The organism is Exiguobacterium sp. s183 (genome assembly GCF_018617655.1).
Lineage (GTDB): Bacteria > Bacillota > Bacilli > Exiguobacteriales > Exiguobacteriaceae > Exiguobacterium > Exiguobacterium aestuarii_A.
In genome coordinates this window covers 229,387-247,462 of the sequence record NZ_JACSKN010000001.1, presented here as the reverse complement: position 1 = coordinate 247,462, position 18,076 = coordinate 229,387, and the positions used below count along the sequence as shown (strand labels likewise).

16 protein-coding genes and 2 tRNA genes are annotated in these 18,076 nt (G+C 45.7%); all 18 read right to left on the bottom strand.

Annotation, left to right across the window (positions count from 1 at the left end):
• Positions 1-2 precede the first annotated feature (2 nt).
• Positions 3-1,052, bottom strand: coding sequence for a rhomboid family intramembrane serine protease (locus KNP62_RS01210; protein ID WP_224861446.1), 1,050 nt, complete (start codon positions 1,050-1,052; stop codon positions 3-5).
• A gap of 122 nt (positions 1,053-1,174) precedes the next feature.
• Positions 1,175-2,131, bottom strand: a complete 957-nt coding sequence (locus tag KNP62_RS01205) for an L-lactate dehydrogenase (protein ID WP_074033328.1) — start codon at positions 2,129-2,131, stop codon at positions 1,175-1,177.
• 169 nt (positions 2,132-2,300) lie between these two features.
• Positions 2,301-3,071: a DUF92 domain-containing protein gene (locus tag KNP62_RS01200; protein WP_214782356.1), complete on the bottom strand. Its 771-nt coding sequence runs from the start codon at positions 3,069-3,071 to the stop codon at positions 2,301-2,303.
• Positions 3,050-3,604, bottom strand: a complete 555-nt coding sequence (locus KNP62_RS01195; RefSeq protein ID WP_214782353.1) for a 5-formyltetrahydrofolate cyclo-ligase — start codon at positions 3,602-3,604, stop codon at positions 3,050-3,052. Before KNP62_RS01195 ends, KNP62_RS01200 begins: the two co-directional genes overlap by 22 nt.
• A gap of 54 nt (positions 3,605-3,658) precedes the next feature.
• A complete protein-coding gene (gene rpmG / locus KNP62_RS01190) occupies positions 3,659-3,823 on the bottom strand; it encodes a 50S ribosomal protein L33 (protein WP_255313299.1) in 165 nt (54 codons plus the stop codon).
• An 84-nt stretch (positions 3,824-3,907) separates the two neighbouring features.
• Complete coding sequence (locus tag KNP62_RS01185; protein ID WP_214782350.1) at positions 3,908-6,109, bottom strand: 1,4-alpha-glucan branching protein domain-containing protein; 2,202 nt, start codon at positions 6,107-6,109, stop codon at positions 3,908-3,910.
• Positions 6,110-6,124: 15 nt separating this feature from the next.
• Positions 6,125-6,889 (bottom strand): DUF4912 domain-containing protein, encoded by a 765-nt coding sequence (locus KNP62_RS01180; RefSeq protein ID WP_214782347.1) that lies wholly within the window; start codon positions 6,887-6,889, stop codon positions 6,125-6,127.
• 115 nt (positions 6,890-7,004) lie between these two features.
• Positions 7,005-7,667: a phosphate signaling complex protein PhoU gene (phoU, locus tag KNP62_RS01175; protein WP_214693037.1), complete on the bottom strand. Its 663-nt coding sequence runs from the start codon at positions 7,665-7,667 to the stop codon at positions 7,005-7,007.
• A gap of 16 nt (positions 7,668-7,683) precedes the next feature.
• Entirely contained in the window at positions 7,684-8,445 is a 762-nt protein-coding gene (gene pstB / locus KNP62_RS01170) for a phosphate ABC transporter ATP-binding protein PstB (RefSeq protein ID WP_224862754.1), read from the bottom strand.
• A gap of 110 nt (positions 8,446-8,555) precedes the next feature.
• Positions 8,556-9,467, bottom strand: a complete 912-nt coding sequence (gene pstA / locus KNP62_RS01165) for a phosphate ABC transporter permease PstA (RefSeq protein WP_214693039.1) — start codon at positions 9,465-9,467, stop codon at positions 8,556-8,558.
• A 1-nt stretch (position 9,468) separates the two neighbouring features.
• Entirely contained in the window at positions 9,469-10,413 is a 945-nt protein-coding gene (gene pstC / locus KNP62_RS01160; protein WP_214782345.1) for a phosphate ABC transporter permease subunit PstC, read from the bottom strand.
• Between the two features lie 83 nt (positions 10,414-10,496).
• Entirely contained in the window at positions 10,497-11,435 is a 939-nt protein-coding gene (locus KNP62_RS01155) for a PstS family phosphate ABC transporter substrate-binding protein (RefSeq protein ID WP_074033336.1), read from the bottom strand.
• Positions 11,436-11,588: 153 nt separating this feature from the next.
• Positions 11,589-13,652 (bottom strand): peptidoglycan D,D-transpeptidase FtsI family protein, encoded by a 2,064-nt coding sequence (locus tag KNP62_RS01150; RefSeq protein ID WP_214782342.1) that lies wholly within the window; start codon positions 13,650-13,652, stop codon positions 11,589-11,591.
• 156 nt (positions 13,653-13,808) lie between these two features.
• On the bottom strand, positions 13,809-14,417 hold the full coding sequence (locus KNP62_RS01145) for a superoxide dismutase (RefSeq protein WP_074033338.1): 609 nt from the start codon (positions 14,415-14,417) through the stop codon (positions 13,809-13,811).
• An 84-nt stretch (positions 14,418-14,501) separates the two neighbouring features.
• Entirely contained in the window at positions 14,502-15,974 is a 1,473-nt protein-coding gene (locus KNP62_RS01140) for an alpha-amylase (RefSeq protein ID WP_214782339.1), read from the bottom strand.
• A gap of 113 nt (positions 15,975-16,087) precedes the next feature.
• Positions 16,088-16,161, bottom strand: a tRNA-Ile gene (locus tag KNP62_RS01135).
• A 7-nt stretch (positions 16,162-16,168) separates the two neighbouring features.
• A tRNA-Met gene (locus KNP62_RS01130) sits at positions 16,169-16,242 on the bottom strand.
• Positions 16,243-16,349: 107 nt separating this feature from the next.
• Positions 16,350-17,993, bottom strand: coding sequence for a Na/Pi cotransporter family protein (locus tag KNP62_RS01125; RefSeq protein ID WP_214782336.1), 1,644 nt, complete (start codon positions 17,991-17,993; stop codon positions 16,350-16,352).
• Between the last annotated feature and the right edge of the window lie 83 nt (positions 17,994-18,076).

The following is an 18,076-nucleotide window of genomic DNA, read 5'->3' as shown; positions in this document are numbered from 1 at the left end:
CCTTACCAAGATCCATACCCGTATAGTAGACCAAACAACATGGCCGTGAGCACAGAAAATAAGATGCGTTGTGTTCGATTTTCCTCATCAGGCAATCCGACGACACCAGAGACGACGAATCCACCTAGTAAACCACCCGCGTGTGCAAAATGATCCAAGTTCGCACCCAATACGAACGCGAGTCCTACATTTAATCCTAACATAATAAAGAGCGGAGGTCCGAGTGTCTTCATAAAGAGCGAACGATCCCGCAGTCCAAAATAGAGTAAGGCACCGACCAAACCAAATAAGGCTCCTGATGCCCCCGCTGAAATGGATTCACTGAACGCGTACGATGCTGTCGTCGCTAAAATCCCACCGACCACGTAGATGATGAAAAAGCGGAGGGAGCCGTACATTCGTTCAACGAGCGGACCAAGTGACCAGAGCGCAAACATATTGATGGCAAAATGGAACCATCCGATATGCAGAAACATTGGCGTAATTAACCGCCACCATTCCCCTTCTTCGATGAGTGGGTTCACTTTCGCACCGAATGCGATCAACGTGTTCGGGTCGAATGTCGAACCGACTGATTCAGCTAGCCACATGACTAAAAACGTGATGAACATCAAGCCGTAAACTACTTGCGGTTTACCAAAGGAGAATCGTTTCTTTAACTCCGCTTTCTTCTTTCGATCCATTGCAACCGCGAGCAGTCGAAAACGGTCGTCCTCCATCGTAGGTGTACAAATCGAGCGAGATACTGTCACTCTCGCTGGAATCGGGAACGTCATGGAGTCGACCCGCTCTTCATCAACGAGACGGTCACCATATATGTGAATCGTCAAACGCTTTCGTCCAATACGAGACAGACGAAAGGCGCTCAAGATTGCGTTAATGTCAGTACCGACATGATTCGCCCACGCTTTTTCAGTTTGAACGTATAAGTCATAGCGATCACCTGCTTTTGTATCAAACAAGATGACTGCACGGGACGGTTCTAATATCCCTTCGATTCGTCCACCGTTCTCGACCGCTTGATAAATGTCTTCCCAGAAGCAAGTCGCCAACAAAATCCCTCCTCTCTCATTCTATTGTAAATCACGTTGTACCTCACGACAAAGTCGTGGCTTGCCTCAAACGTACAAAAAAACCCGCAACCTTTACGGCTACGGGCACTCATATATCGCAATTACAAGACAGGTTCCATCGTTTTCATTAGGACGTTCGCAGAATGTTGCATTTTTTGATGTTCTTCTTCTGACAACTCAATCTCAACGACCTCACGCACGCCCTGACGGTTGATGATTGCCGGTACCCCGATATGAATATCGTGTAAACCGTATTCCCCATCAAGATGAGCACCGACTGTCAGCAACGTGTTCTCATTACGAAGGACCGCTTTGACCAAACGGAGTAATCCGAGTCCAATGGCATAGTATGTCGCACCTTTACGTTCGATGATGTGATAAGCCGCATCACGTACGTTCACATATATGTCTTCAAGGTCTTGCCAGTTATATTCATCATGCTCTTCAAGTAACTGCTCAACAGACTTTCCATAGATACGAGCATTACTCCAAGCAGCAAACTCAGTGTCACCGTGCTCACCCATGATATAGGCATGACAGTTACGTGGGTCGACATTGAAATAGTCGCCAAGCATGTAACGTAAACGCGACGTGTCGAGTACAGTTCCTGAGCCGAAGACGCGATGTTTAGGTAGTCCTGAATACTTCCAAGCCAAATGTGTCATAATGTCGACCGGGTTTGAGGCGATAATGATAATGCCATCAAAACCAGAATCCATAATATCTGAAATCATCGATTTCATGATCTTCGCATTTTTTTCGACAAGGTCAAGACGAGTCTCACCTGGACGTTGCGGTGCACCTGCAGTAATGACGACGATGTCTGCTACACCACAGTCTGCGTAATCCCCTGCCCATACACGCATCGGTGAAGACGCGAACGAGACGCCGTGGTTCAAGTCCATCGCTTCCCCTTCTGCTTTTGCCTTGTTGATGTCAATGATGACGAGTTCTTCACAAAGGCTTGCTGTCGTTAACTGGTACGCAAAGCTCGCTCCAACTGCCCCTGCCCCTACAAGTGCGACGCGCGTTACTTTAGCATGATTTAATGTTTCCATATTGATTCTCCACCCTTCGATCAATCTGTTTCACGTTTTTGTTATCTCTGTTACAACAAGATTGTAACATCATTCACAAACCCTAACTACAGTGGAAACCGTTTTCACTTTGGCGATATTGTGACAACATTCACATTCATTTGAAACATCTTCATTTTCTGTACTACCCTCATCCGAATACCAAAAAACAAATAGACGCCGCTCCAAGAACGGATAAAAAATTGACTGCATCATTCCCTAGCACACGCCACCCTGACACATATGTTGTAGGAACTTGATGATGAACTTTCTTTTCCGTCAGCTTTCCACAAACTGTACAGCGAAACTTCCGTTGAACCGTCGCCCCGAGCAATGTATCGATGACACTCCCACTCAGTCCGATTCCCCAAAGCGCCAACAGTAATGTCATATCCAATTCAACAAACAGGAGAGAAGAGCAAACAATCACGAATGCGCCTACAATCGACATGACCGTCCCAAATGTTGAAACGGCACCGCTCGTTCCCGGCTCAACTTCTCTAAACGTGAACATGAAGCGCGGTTTACGTTTTGCGAGGACACCGAATTCAGATCCCCACGTGTCACTCGTCGCTGCCGCAATGGACACGATGTACATATAAAGATAGACGAGGTCATCTGTCAGTAAGTAACCGAGGGCACAGAGAATCCCTACCCCACCGTTTGCTAACACTTGAATGGCGTCGCGCGCTCCCGTTTTTTCGACAATGTCATCTACATTTTGTTTATCACGAGATCGATATTTTGATGCAAGTGAAGATGTCGAGAAGAATACGCCGAGTAAATAGAGGCCGAACCAACCAAACGATAACCCGATCAATACCCCCGTCACCACTGTCAAGAAGGCTCCCGAGATCGTCAAGGAGCGTAACCGATACCCGAGAAAGGCGACGATACAAGTTACAACAAATATGGCGAACATTGAATCATCTCCTTTTCTGTCACAATCCACTGAACAGGTAGATCATGTGGTTCAGTCGGTACTTGATCGACCAATTGAACGGAGTACGCTAATGAAACCGTCTCCCCTTCATATGTACGTAAAAATCGGTCATAGTATCCTCCACCCCAACCGATTCGATATCCAGACCGGTCAAATACCCTTCCCGGGACAAGACAGAGGTCGATGCTTTTCGTCGTCGGCGGGGTCGTCGGCTCCAAAATATTCATGACGCCTGTCTCAAGGTCATCTACTGAATGAATAATATGAAACGTTAACCCCTGCTCCGTTACTTTCGGGACGCACACCGTTTTTCCTGCTTCAAACGCTTCATGAATGATTGGCGATGTATCGATTTCAAGCGGAAGTGACGATGTCACGGCAATCGTCTGGCTTTCTTTCCACATCTCTGTTGCGAACAACTGCTGATGGATGATTCGGTCAACTCGTTGGCGATTATTCATTTGTTTAATATACTGATGAACCGTTCGTCTTAACGCTGCTTTGTCTTCCACAACGCATTCCTCCTTACAAAAAAAGCCGCCACATATGTGACGGCCGGTCCCTCATTACTTCACTTCGCGGTAAAGCGTGTGACGACGGAGACGTGGGTTGTATTTGCGCAACTCAAGGCGCTCTGGGTTGTTACGTTTGTTTTTCTTCGTGATGTACGTGCGATCGCCTGTTTCTGTGCAAGCTAATGTAATTTTAACGCGCATTTCTTTCACTCCCATCTTAATGATGTTGTATCAAGTGCTTTTGCTTTACAGTCTAAGCATACTCAATTATCCTACCAAGTTTCTTATGAAAAAGCAAGGTTATTTCACGTTCTTTTTCATTGATTCCTGTCCGTAAGGAGAAGATTCAAGAGGTAGGCATGTGTTGACATTCTCGCTTACTTTATACCATTGTTTCAGGTCGTTCATCGAGAGCTCTTCGCCGACATAAACGTACTCCGCTGACGAGAACACACTGTTTTCAATACGATGGATCGCATCGAATAAACCACCGTGCCCGTGCGGGTTCCGTGTCGCTTCAAAGGACAACATAGTTGAGTATAACGGAAGCGCAAGTGATTGCGCAAGTTCTCTTGCAGCAGGAATCGTCATCCAATCAAAGTGATGAATCACTTTGAATGATACCCGTTTCGAAAGTTCATGAACGAGTTTGACATACGCAATATTTTGCGTGGCAACCTGATTCATGACGTGCTCTAAAAATGGGCTAGTCGGACGAACTCGATACACATGAACGTTTCCGTGTCGTTCGTATTCCGGTAACTCATCGTGATACGGCGTCAGCACATAGACGGTTTCTCCCTCATTTGCTCTCGCCTCCACTTCCTCGACGACACGATGACCAAGTCCACCGACGATATGACCGTGATATTCGGGTGTCAGCATAAGAATTGCCGACTCTTCTGCATCTCGTTCAGTCGTCACGTAATAGTCGTGCGGGGAGAGGAATGAATCGACATCAAGATCTTCGTCTTGAAGGAATGGATACGCCGCATAATGATCATCGAGCAACTTGTTCGAGACAGTGCCTTGATAAAGCGCCGTTTCAAGTTCGGCGAAGAGTCGTGTATGCTCTCTGAAGCGTTCAGCCGCATACTGAGCTGTCGTTTGCCCATCTAAGATAAACGCCCAGTCACTCGATACAGCCAACACATAATGGCGAATCAATTGCTTTAACGCACGATTCGTCAAATCCGATTGATCACGATAATCTGCTACGTCTTTGACGAGTTGCATCTCCATCATATGCAGGTGACGGAGCATCCATTCATTTCGTTCATTGATCCAAACTTCACCGTAGCCTTTTCGTCCCCATGTGTTCATGGAAACATGGACGGTTTGTAAATCTTTGAAGTGACGCTCAAGAAAGATTGCTGGCGTGATCGTTTCGATTCCAAATTCTTCGAGTCGCTCTGCGACTTTCCCAAGAAATTCAGGACCTTCAAACCACCAGTGGCCAAACAATTCCGCATCGAACGGTGCTGTGACCAAGAACGGTGGGAACGTTTGTCCGCCATGTGCCTCTAGGTGCCCTTCTAACGTTTGAGCGAAGTCTGTCGCATGGTTCTCGATTTGATGTTCAGCCCACTCACGTACATAAAAGTCTTTTTGATCGGTGTCACCTGTGATGCGGTGCATTTTTAATCCTGTGTCGAATCGAATGCCTTCCGGATGCATGAACGATTGAATATAGTCCCAATCTCGGTCGTAGGCCAAATCTCGATAAAACTCTCGATAGTCAGGGTGACCTGGATATCCAATCATCGAACTCCAGATTTTACCCGAGATGATTTGGTCTCGTGGGAACAATGCGACACCGTGTGGAGAATAGACCGGAGCACCAATGCCTTTTTCAGGAGTCGGGTCCGCATCGAGCAATGCATGTTCATCGACAAACGTGTATCGAATCCCTTCTTCGTAAAGAATTCGGTCCACGCCTGGTGTATATGCACACTCTGGCAACCAAATCCCTGTCGGACGGAACCCGTAGTGACGTTCGAAACAGTTGAGACCTGTCCGAATTTCAGCCCGTGCCGCCTGCTCCGTGAAGAGATGTGGGTTGAAGCCGTGGGTCGCCGTACAAGTCACCATGTCGATATATCCCGCTTCACGATATGTACGGAACGCTTCATTCAAGTTTTTATTCCAATGAAGGAACGTATTTTTCAAGTCGTGATAACGCTGTTCATAGAAATGTAACGTCGATGTCTCCTCGTCCGTTCTTCCCTCTGAGAGTTCTAACGCAATCAATTCGAGCATCTCATCGATGTGCTCGACATATCGGTCTTGGATGAGCGGGTCTGCGAGCATTTCCACCACTGGTGGCGAAATACTGACTGTCCAATGCAATGGCCGCTTCAAGCGGTCAACTTGCCAAAGAATTGGAATATATGTTTCTGAGATGGCTTCATACACCCATCTTTCTTCTAATCGGTGCTTCTCTTCATGCCTAACGTACGGTAAATGAGCATGAAGGACGAGTGAAAAGTATCCTGGTTTCATGTAAGAATGTCCTCCTTAACGTACGTGACGATATGCCGCATATTTTGGTAATGTATCTAATAACTCAGGAGAATCTACTTCCCCATACTGCCAACGTCTCACCGGTTCCGCAAAACGTCCGATGCCGGCTGGTTCTGCACGCGGTGTATCAAGCGGTGCTGATGCCACGATTGGTAAAAATTCTCCCTCCATCGTGCGAATCCCGAATTCGAACACATATGTCGTATTCGGATCGAGAGGACGAACGAACCAACTATTCGTCATTTCAGGTAGGTCGAACGTATATGAACGATTTGCATGACCGCTCGCATAATCCAATAAGGTCACGTCTAAAATACGGAATGCTTTCGGTAGCTCTTCCCATCGTCTCATAAACTGAAGCTCTAACGTCTCTTTGACCAAATCAGACACTTCCCAGCACACATAAACCGAGTTCGGTGATTGCACGACTGCATGTAAAAAGTCGACGTTGTATCGGTCTGGCAACTGCCAGTATCCTTCTGGTCCTTTCGTAAGAAGTGGCGATACGTTCACATCACTCGTTTCTTTCGCTGTGGCGACTTGTTTACGCGAAGTTGATCCTGGCGCTTTAGCTTTAGCTTTAGCTTTAGCTTTCTTATTGCTCTTTTGTTTCACAGGGACAACTTCCTCCACCTCTTGTTGCTGATTTCTCCATTTTCGCCATGCGTATTGGACTTTGCCAATCGGGACGTCTAGTTCTGCCGCAATCTGTTTCAACGTAAGTCCTTGTTGCTTCAAGGATACGATTTTCTCTTCCATCTCTGTATGGCTCCCTTCATGTAAAAATCCATGTAGACTAGTATTCGCTCATTCTTTATGAATTCCTGCCCAAAAAAATAAAGAACAACAGCACTGTTGTTCTTTACCACTAATCTTATTGATTCAAATCATAATGTTTCCCTTTTTCAAGAAAAATTAAATGTTCTCCGAAGTTTGTCACGTGATCGCCCATCCGTTCGAGATATCTAGCGATGTTTGAGAACTCGTATACATCGTTCGTTCCGACCGTCATTGCCGGAAGGGAACCGATGTATTGTTTAATCACTGTTAGATTGATTTCGTCAATCACACGGTCCATTTCATTGAGTTCACGGACACGACTCACTTCTCCTTTACGATACGCACGCGTCGCCAATTCGAGCATGTCAATCAACTGTTCAGCCATCTGTTTGAGTGGTTGAATGTCATGTAAATAAGGAACATGTTCAATTCGCGTCACAGCTTTGGCGATGTTCGTCGCGTAATCCGCAATGCGTTCTAAGTCCGTCGCCGATTTCATCGTTACAATCAGACGACGTAAGTCAGTCGCAACAGGCTGTTGCTTAGCAATCAATAAAATCGCTTCGTCGTTGATAGTTAATTCTAAATCATCTAGTTCATTGTCGTTGTCGATTACCGTTTGCGCCAACTCAAGATCATGTTTTTCTAACACTTCGATTGCCGTCGCCGTTTGTCGCATCGTCAAGTTTGCCAAACGGACTACTTTATCTTCTAATTCAGTTAATTTCGTATCAAAAAATGTGCGATTTTGTGCCATCAATCTAGTCTCCTCCTTAACCGAAACGGCCAGAAATATAGTCTTCCGTCCGTTTGTCAGATGGATTCGAGAAAATCTTATCTGTTACATCGAACTCGACAACTTCTCCATTTAAGAAGAAGGCCGTTTTATCCGAAACACGGGCAGCTTGTTGCATGTTATGCGTGACGATGATGATTGAGTACTGCTCTTTCAACTCTTGAACAAGTTCTTCCACTTTCAATGTAGAGATCGGGTCAAGGGCAGATGTCGGTTCATCCATCAAGATGACGTCAGGTTCGATTGCTAGCGTACGAGCGATACAGAGACGTTGCTGCTGTCCACCAGAAAGTCCGTATGCGTTTTCGTTCAGACGATCTTTCACTTCATCCCAAATGGCAGCGCCACGAAGTGAGCGCTCGACAATCTCATCGAGTACTTTTTTATTTTTGATGCCGTGCGTACGAGGACCGTACGCTACGTTATCATATACTGATTTCGGGAACGGGTTTGGTTGTTGGAATACCATTCCGACCGATGTACGTAAATCTTCTACTTTATATCCACGGTCGAAGATGTTCCGACCATGATACAAAATTTCACCATTCGTCCGAACAGATGGTACGAGTTCTACCATGCGATTCAACGTTTTAATGAATGTTGATTTCCCGCACCCAGATGGTCCGATGATGGCCGTAACTTCATTCTTTTTAATATCGAGGTTGACGTCAATCAAAGCTTGGTCTTCGCCGTACCATAAGTTCAAATTGTTGACGACATAAGCGCTATCTTTTTTCATCTCAGTAGTTGTCGGTTCTGTCGTTGTTGTGTTCACGTTTTGATCTCCTTTATTGAGCTCTTGTTGTTTCATCATCTCGAGCTTCCTCCTCATTCATCTGCAAGAACGACTTAATGTCGGTTCGTATATTTGTTTCGGATATAAATCGCTACAGAGTTCATCGCAATGAGCATCGTCATGAGTACGATGATTCCTGCCGCGGCCAAGTTTTGGAATTCTGCTTGCGGTCGGCTCGTCCAGTTATAGATCTGGATTGGGAGCGCCGTAAAGTCAGAGAAAATACTGCTTGGTGTTGTTGAAATAAATGTTGCTGCGCCGACCATGATCAACGGTGCTGTTTCACCGATTGCACGAGACACGGCTAGAATGATTCCTGTGATAATCCCAGGAATCGCTGACGGCAAGACGACATTGAACGTTGTTTGCCATTTTGAAGCACCTAGCGCTAAAGAAGCGTGTCGTAACTCCATTTTGACTGCCCGTAATGCTTCTTGTGAGGCTACGATGACAATCGGTAAACTCATGAGTCCAAGCGTCAACGCACCTGCCATAACCGAGTTGCCTAATTCCATCACACGAACGAATATCGTTAATCCGAGCAATCCGAATACGATCGAAGGCACACCAGCCAAGTTCGAAATATTGACTTCGATAAATGAAGTCATTCGATTCTTCGGTGCGTACTCTTCTAGGTAGATTGCTGCACCGACACCAATGACGAACACCATTGGTACGATCAATAACATTAACCAAAATGATCCGATCAATGCAGGATATAGACCAGCATCTTCAGGGCGACGTGACGGGAAGTTACGTAAGAAATCAAGGTCGACCCAGCCCGCCCCTTTTGAGACGATGTCATAAATCAAAGTCGATAAGACGACTAATGCAAAGACAAGTCCTGCCAAAAAGACGTATTTGAAAATTTCATTCAGTTGTAAGCGGCGTTTGATTCGTTCAGATACCGTCTCACGATCCATCAGGTTCTTCGTATTCTTGAACTCACTGTTCGGTAAAGCCATATTAGTACTCCTCTCTGAAGCGGCGCGTCACCCAGTTTGCGAGCAAGTTCATCAACAGAGTGAAGACGAACAACAACGCACCGACCGCATAGATACTGTAATATTCGATTGTTCCGTAACCTGCGTCACCTTTTGCGATTTGAACGATATATGCCGTCATCGTCTGAATCGCATTGAGCGGATTGAACTCGAAGTTCGGTTGCGACCCACCCGCAATCGTTACAATCATCGTCTCCCCGATCGCACGGCTCATTCCGAGAACGATTGAGGCAATGATTCCAGATGTCGCTGCTGGCATGACGACCTTTGTCGCCACTTCAAGGCGTGTTGCACCTAGACCGAGCGCACCATCTCGAATTTTCTTCGGCACCGCACTCATCGCATCTTCAGAAATCGAAGCGATCATCGGAATAATCATGATCCCGACGACAATACCAGGACTAAGCGCATTGTAAATTTGAAGTCCTGGAATCAACGCTTGCAAAATCGGTGTGATGAATGACAACGCGAAGAAACCGAATACGATGGTCGGGACACCTGCCAACACTTCTAAGATTGGCTTTAATACACGACGCGCTCGCTCCGAAGCGTACTCACTCAAATAAATCGCAGACGCCAGTCCAAGCGGTACGGCAACGATCATCGCAATTACAGTAATTTGGAGTGTTCCCATCACAAGTGCCCATACCCCGAAGCGCTGATCTGCACTAAGCGGGTACCATTCTGTCGACCCTAAAAATTCAGCGACAGGCACTCGTTCAAAGAACTTGAATAGCTCAAAGCCAAGTGTGAACGCAATACCAATTGTCGTGACGACCGATACGAATGCGCTCAAGAATAATAAGAACGGCATGATTCTATCAAACACGTTCGTCGTACTATATTTCTTTTGTTTATTTTGTTGAATCATCTCTCGAATCGAGAGCTCTTTGTTTGGTTCATTCATCTCGTGTATCGCTCCCTACCTCTTCATACTAGAAAGCATGGCGAGAAGGTGAGAGTTACTCTCACCTTCTGCCACGTATCATTTTATTCTCCAGCGATTTCGTCGATCATCTTCGCGTTTTCATCGTAACGCGCTTGTTCCATACCGACATATCCAACTTCTTCAGCAAGTGCACCAGCATTTTCATTCATGAAGCGTGCGAAATCGGCTACTTGCTCTTTATCTTTCAATGAAGCGTTGTTGACATACGTGAAGATTTCACGTGAGAGCGGGTAAGAAAGGTCATTGATTGTTTCTGGAGTTGGCTCTACACCTTCGACTGCCATGGCACGTAATGTGTCTTGGTTTTCAATGTAGTATGCGTATCCGAAGAATCCGATTGCGCCTTCCGTTCCTGCTACACCTGTGACGAGGACGTTGTCGTCTTCTGACAATTGCGCGTCTTCACGAATGTCTGTATCGTCAAGAACAGCCTCATTGAAGAAGTCGAATGTACCTGAGTCTTTACCTGGTGCGAAGAATGAGATTTCTTCATCTGGCCAGTCTGAACGAACGTCTTTCCACGTTTTCACGCTTGTATCTGTCCACATTTTATTTAATTCTTCAATCGTGATATCTTGAGCCCAATCGTTCGCCGGGTTCACAACGAGTGAAAGACCATCAAGTGCGACTGAGAGTTGTGTGAATTCCACACCATTTTTCTCCGCTTCAGCTGCTTCTTCTTCTTTGATTTCACGTGATGCGTTCGAGAAGTCTGTCTCTCCCGTCACGAAGCGTTTGAAGCCACCACCCGTACCAGAGACACCGACCGTCACTTCAACTTCTGGTTGTTCAGCTGAATATTCTTCTGCGACTGCTTCCATGATTGGGAATACAGTTGATGATCCGTCCATGACGACTTTTCCTGATAGCGCATCGCCTTCAGCAGCGCCACTTCCTTCTTCATTGTTCCCACAGGCTGCACCTACGAGTGCGACCGAAGTGATTGAAGCGAGTAAAGCTGATTTTTTCATCCAAGACATTTGTGACGTCCTCCTTGAGTTTGCTTTGATTTTTGTTGTGGATCTGTTGTTCTGTCCTACAATTAATATCCTAATGAACTTCTATTAACGAGAAATAAACGGAACGTAAAAGAATTGTAAAGACAAAAAAAGAAGTCACCGAAGTGACTCCTTTCATTGAAGCATTGCATTCACATCTTCTAAGTTAAAGTAAGCTTTCATAATATCGTGCGCGACCCGCGTGTTGATTCCTTCCGCCATAAGTCCAGGCATGATGATCGCCCATGCGATTTCGGGGTCATCATACGGTGCCCAGCCAACATGGTTCGAGTTAAACGTCTCAATCGGCTTCCCGCTTGCGTCTCGTTTCGCTCGGCCATCTTCGTCTTCAGCGATGGCCTCTGCCGTTCCTGTCTTCCCGGCCGCAGTCATCCCTGTCTGTTGCAAAATCCGAGATGAACCCGATGCAGATTCAACCCCTTGACGATATCCTTCACGAACACGTTCGATATACTCGTCTTGAATATCGACTTTATTCAACGCGTTCGGTTGGAACGTGCTGACGACTTGTTTATTGTTTTCATCGAGCGAACCCGGCTCAATGATTTCTTTCAGTAAATGTGGCTGAATGCGATAACCACCATTTGCTAACGTAGACGTATATTGTGCCAATTGGATTGGCGTGTACGAGATATACTGTCCGATCGACATATCCATGAGAAGCGTGACACGGTCGGGAACGCTACGGAATCCAGTCGACTCGAATGGTAAATCAATTCCCGTCTCGATTCCGAGTCCGAACTGTTTATAGTAATGTTCCATCGTTTCAAATGCCTGTGTGACGTTTTCCCCGACAATTTGTCCGGTCGAATAATAGTCAGCCAAACGTAATGCGATTTGGAACATATAAATGTTTGACGACATCGCAAGTGCATCTAAATCGTTTATGTTCCCCATGTTACGGTAAGAAGCTTTGGTCGACGATCCGATTTTAATCGGCGCGTCATAAATATATTCTCCCGGCTCAACGACGCCTTCTTCAAATCCATAAGCGACCGTCGCCCCTTTGATGGTTGACCCGATTTGGCTGGCACGGAGTACGGTCCCTGTCGAGACATCTTTGAACTCATTCGTCTCTAAATCAAGCTCTTGCCCTGACAAAGCTAGTAGTTCACCCGTTTGCGGGTTCATGACGACAGCGAACGCGCGGTCGAAATGAGGACTTCCCGAACGCCCGGCCCGAATAGCCTTCTTCAATATCTCGTCGACTTCTTTTTGGAATTCGATATCAGTCGACAAAACGATATCTTTACCCGGGTTCCCGCTCACGCGAGTTGGTTCCCCGACCGGTTCACCTTTATACGTTGTGAACACATCGTATGCAGGCGTCCCGCGAAGGACGTCTTCATATTGTTGCTCTAAGTAGGACGTCCCGACACGGTCGTTCAGTCCATATCCTTTCGCCTGATAAGAAGCTCGTTGTTCGGCCGGGATTTGACGATAGCTTCCTAAGAAGCTTCTGAACGTCTCATCGAACGGATAGTCCCGTTGATAGTATGGCTCGACGCTCACGCCTGGTAACATTTCTAAGTTTTCTTCAATGACCGCCATCTCTTTTGGGCTTGCGCCGATTTTGATGACTTGTGGGTCGAGGGCATAGCCGCTCTCCATATTATGTTTGATCGCGATGATTTCTTCTGTCGCATCATCGAACGTGATCTCTTCTTCTGTGATGGAGTCGAGTAAGAGCCGGTCTACGTCTTGGTTGGACAATGCAGCCCGCTCGTCTTCCGGTAACTCCTCTAACAATGCTTGCGTACGTTCTTGAGCGAGTTCTGGATTCGTTGCAATCCAGTAATCCTTGCGGTCACGTTCCGTCATTTTGCGATCTTCTTTCGGAATATCGACGATTTCCGACAACTTTTTGGCGACATCTAAGCGTTCATCCGCTTTCGTCACTTGCGAACGACGGTACATGATCGAGTAGTTTGAAATCGTATCCGCAAGCACTTGACCGTTACGGTCATAAATCTTCCCTCGTGGTACCTCGTATTTAATCTTACTCGACTCAGTTTTTTGAACTTCACGTGCAATCAATTCCCCATTCACAATTTGAACGACGCCTAATCGAAAGATTAGCGTTGCAAATAGAACGAAGACGATGAAAAATAACAAATTTAAACGTAACGGTAAGTGGTTTCGCCGTTTCTTCGGCACTTTTACACGATTTTTTGCCAAGTCCGTTATCTCCTTCCACAATCGATTCCTTCTATAGTATAGCGTACACGGTCATCTACTATTTTGTCCGTTTTTCACTATATCATAATTTGTTTACAAATTAATGAAAGACACAAAAAAACCCGAGACTCTATGAAGAATCTCGGGACAAACGACTTATTTTGCGTCAGCGTACAATTTCGCAACATAATCCCAGTCGATGACGTGGAAGAATGCATTGATATAGTCAGGACGACGGTTTTGGTAGTTCAAGTAGTAAGCGTGCTCCCAAACGTCAAGTCCGAGGATTGGCGTAACACCTTCCATGATCGGTGAATCTTGGTTTGGTGTAGACGTCACTTCAAGTTTGCCGTTCTTCACGACGAGCCATGCCCATCCTGAACCGAAACGAGTAGTTGCAGCTTTTGTGAACTCGTCTTTGAATGCATCAAAGCTACCGAATGACTCGTCGATTGCAGCAGCGAGATCGCCAGAAGGTGTCCCGTTCTCGTTTTTCTTCAAGAGTTTCCAGAAGAACGAGTGGTTCCAGTGACCGCCACCATTGTTACGGACAGCAGTTTGAATGTCAGCAGGAAGCGAATCGATTTTTTGAAGCAAGTCTTCTAGTGAAGAGTACTCCACGTCTTTTCCTTCGAGTGCATTGTTTACGTTTGTGACGTAAGTGTTGTGGTGTTTCGTGTGGTGGATTTCCATCGTGCGTGCGTCAATGTGTGGTTCGAGTGCATCATATGCGTAATCAAGTTGTGGTAATTCAAATTTAGCCATTACTAAAATCCCCCTTAAAAGTGTTTTGAACAACGTTCGTTATAAATGTAACAGATTTGTGACGGTCGACTCAATTGTAATGCCTCACTCTACATCTTCTTCTGGTAACGCCCAGACCGAAATAGATCCCGCCGCCACTTTAAATACCCCAAATCCTTCCTCATCAATCTCAATTTTATCTTCTCGAGTATTTGTCAAGTCGACCCATGTTTCGCCAGCTCGCTCTTCCCCGACGAACATTCGCTTTTCAGCCTCGTCCGAAGTTGAGATGAGAACGGCACATCCTGAACGCTCGATCTCCTCTACACCTTTGCGTACCCAGCCGATGACGTTTGCATCATCGAAGTAATCATCCTGTTCCCCGTAAGCTTTTTCCCGACGGGCATAAAGAAGTGTATCAATGGCAAGTTTCATCCCATCAGTCGGGTGAGGGCCGTCGATGCCGTAGTAATCCCCATAGAAGACACATGGATAGCCATCTTTACGTAGCAAAACGAGACCGTATGCGATTTGCTTGAACCAATCTTTTACCCATGACTCGAGTGCCTCTTCAGGTTGTGAATCGTGATTGTCTACAAACGTCACTGAATGAAGTGGGTGTGACTGGACGAGCGTATCATCAAAAATGGTGCGCATATCGAATGCGGCCCCTTCCTCTGACGCCTGATGTAATTTATAGTGGAGCGGAACATCGAATAGATCGACATGGTAATCGATGTTATCAAGAAATTCACGGCATGCGTCAAGATCAGACTTCCAGAACTCTCCGACGAAATAGAATTGATCGCTTTTCTCTTCACGCATCGTTTGACTGAACTCTTTCACGAAGTCATAGTTGATGTGTTTGATTGCATCCAATCGGAATCCGTCACATTTCGTTTCCTCAATGAACCATTTACCCCAGCTCAACACTTCTTCCCGAACTTCAGGATGATGATAATCGATGTTTGCGAACATCAAATAGTCATAGACACCGAATTCGTCATCGACATTGTCGTTCCATCTTTTATTCTCTCCAACGATAAAGAAGATGCCAGAACGGTCTGTCGCTGCATCATAGTCGGTGCCGTTAAAATGTGTGAAGTCCCATTTAAATGTAGAATACTTCCCATCACGAGCTTCATAATCAAACTTCGTCCATCCTTCGATTTCAAAAGGCTCGTCAGACAGCACTTTCGTGCGATCATTTTGATCCACTTCGAGCACGTCAAACTTCTCGGTGGCATCCGCGCCTGCTTTATGGTTCATGACGACGTCCATATAAATTTGCATCCCTAGCTCTTGCTGACAAAAAGTTGTCGCTTCAAGAAGCTCTTTTTTTGTTCCGTATTTCGTGGCAATCGATCCTTTTTGATCGAACTCACCTAAATCGTATAAGTCATAGATGCCATAGCCTGTGTCTTCACCGCTTTGCCCTTTTGTGACAGGTGGTAACCAAAGCGCCGTAATTCCAGCTTTATTTAAATCTTCAGCTCTCTCTTTTAACCGCTTCCAATGTTTTTGATCCGCTTCGACATGCCATTCAAAAAACTGCATCATGGTGTGATTTCGTTCCATTTTGTCCGCCTCATTTCATATTTTTCAAAAAACAAAATGCTAACGACTATTTACCCACGAAATTTAGATTGAAAACAAAAAAACAACTTTCACAAAATGAAAGTTGTTTCAAATGGACCCTGTAGGACTTGAACCTACGACCGGACGGTTATGAGCCGTCTGCTCTAACCAGCTGAGCTAAGGGTCCTTATAAGTAGCGGCGGAGGGAGTCGAACCCACGACCTCACGGGTATGAACCGTACGCTCTAGCCAGCTGAGCTACACCGCCATGTTGTTATACAGTAATAATATACTGAATATGCTCCATACTGTCAAGGGAAATTCCTTTCCATTGAAAAGAAAAGCACTCCAACGTGTAGTTGGAGTGCTTCATCTTTATACAGTCACTTCGTTTGCATCTTCGAGCGTGATTTCTGTGATGTTCATGGCATGGTCACCAATCCGCTCAAGGTTTGAGAGCATGTCGACGAAGAACATACCTGCTTGTCCATCACAAGCACCCGTGTTCAAACGAACAACGTGGTTTTTACGGAATTGACGCTCGAGCATGTCGAGTTTCGCTTCCATTTCGATGACTTTACGTGCTTCGACCATGTCACCGCTTGCTAACGTCTGAAGTGATTTCTCTAACGTTTCGCGTGTGAGGTCATACATTTCAGTCAATTCTTTTTGAGCATCTGCCGAAAGTGTTACTTTTGTAGCTGTCTTATAGTCAATCAACTCAATGATGTTTTCAACGTGGTCACCGATTCGTTCGATGTCGTTGATCGCATGCATGAGCGTCTTGTGCTCTTGTGATTCTTGCTCTGTCAAATCAACCGCAGCCAATTTGACGAGGTAATCTGTGATTTTCGCATTCAACGAGTTTAACGCTTCTTCGATATGCGCAGACTTTTCAGAATGTTTTTTATCTCCTGTTGTCAAATAGTTACGCGCTTCGTCGAGACCAAGTTTTGCGAAATCGCCCATACGGATGACTTCGTATTTCGCTTGTTCCACTGCAATCGAAGGAGATTGCTGAATGAAGATTGGGTCCAAGTGCTGTGCTTTCGTATCGACAATTGAATCCTCACCAGGCACCAGTTTCGTCACAATCCAAGCAATCGTTCCAATGAACCAGAACTGAATCAATGTGTTGACGATGTTAAACGTACCGTGAGCGAACGCAATTTGCATCTTGTCTTCAATTGCCAAGAAGTCTGTAATCCAATATATATAGTTTGTGAACGGAACTAACAAGATCATGAAAATCGTCGTTCCGATTAAGTTAAAGATAACATGTGCTGCAGCTGCGCGACGTGCGGCAACCGATGCACCAATCGATGCCAAAATGGCAGTGATCGTCGTACCAATGTTGTCACCAAACAATACTGGAAGAGCGGCACCTAACTCAATTGAACCACCCGCATAGAGCTCTTGCAAAATTCCGATTGTTGCAGAAGACGATTGGACGATGACTGTAAATACAGTACCAACGATGACTCCGAGGAACGGATTGTCACTCATTGATTGCGTCAAGTCGATGAAATACTCACTTGAGCGAAGCGGACGCATCCCGTCACCCATCAACTCTAGACCGTAGAACAATGCCCCGAGCCCGAAAATGACTTGTCCAAGGTGTTGGAAACGTTCTTTCTTAAAGAAGAAGAGTAAGACTGCACCGATTGCAATCATCGGGAGTGAATATGCACCGACATCGAATCCGATGATAAATGCCGTCACTGTTGTACCGATGTTTGCTCCCATGATGACTCCGATTGCTTGACGGAGTGTCATGAAGCCCGCACTAACAAGTCCGACTGTAATAACGGTTGTACCAGAAGAAGATTGAATCAATACAGTAACGATGATTCCGGCGAGTACACCGAGGAATGGATTCGTTGTATACTTATCTAGGATGTCACGCAGGCGATTCCCTGCAGACTTTTGGAGTCCGTCTCCCATCGATTTGATCCCGAAGAGGAAGATCCCTAGACCTCCAAAAAACATGAATAACATTTCTTGCAAATTGTATTCCACGATTTTTGTACTCCTTTTAATTAAGAATTGGTTGGATTTGCTTGGTTTTTAATGCCCTACTCATTATGCCTTCATCGGCATCT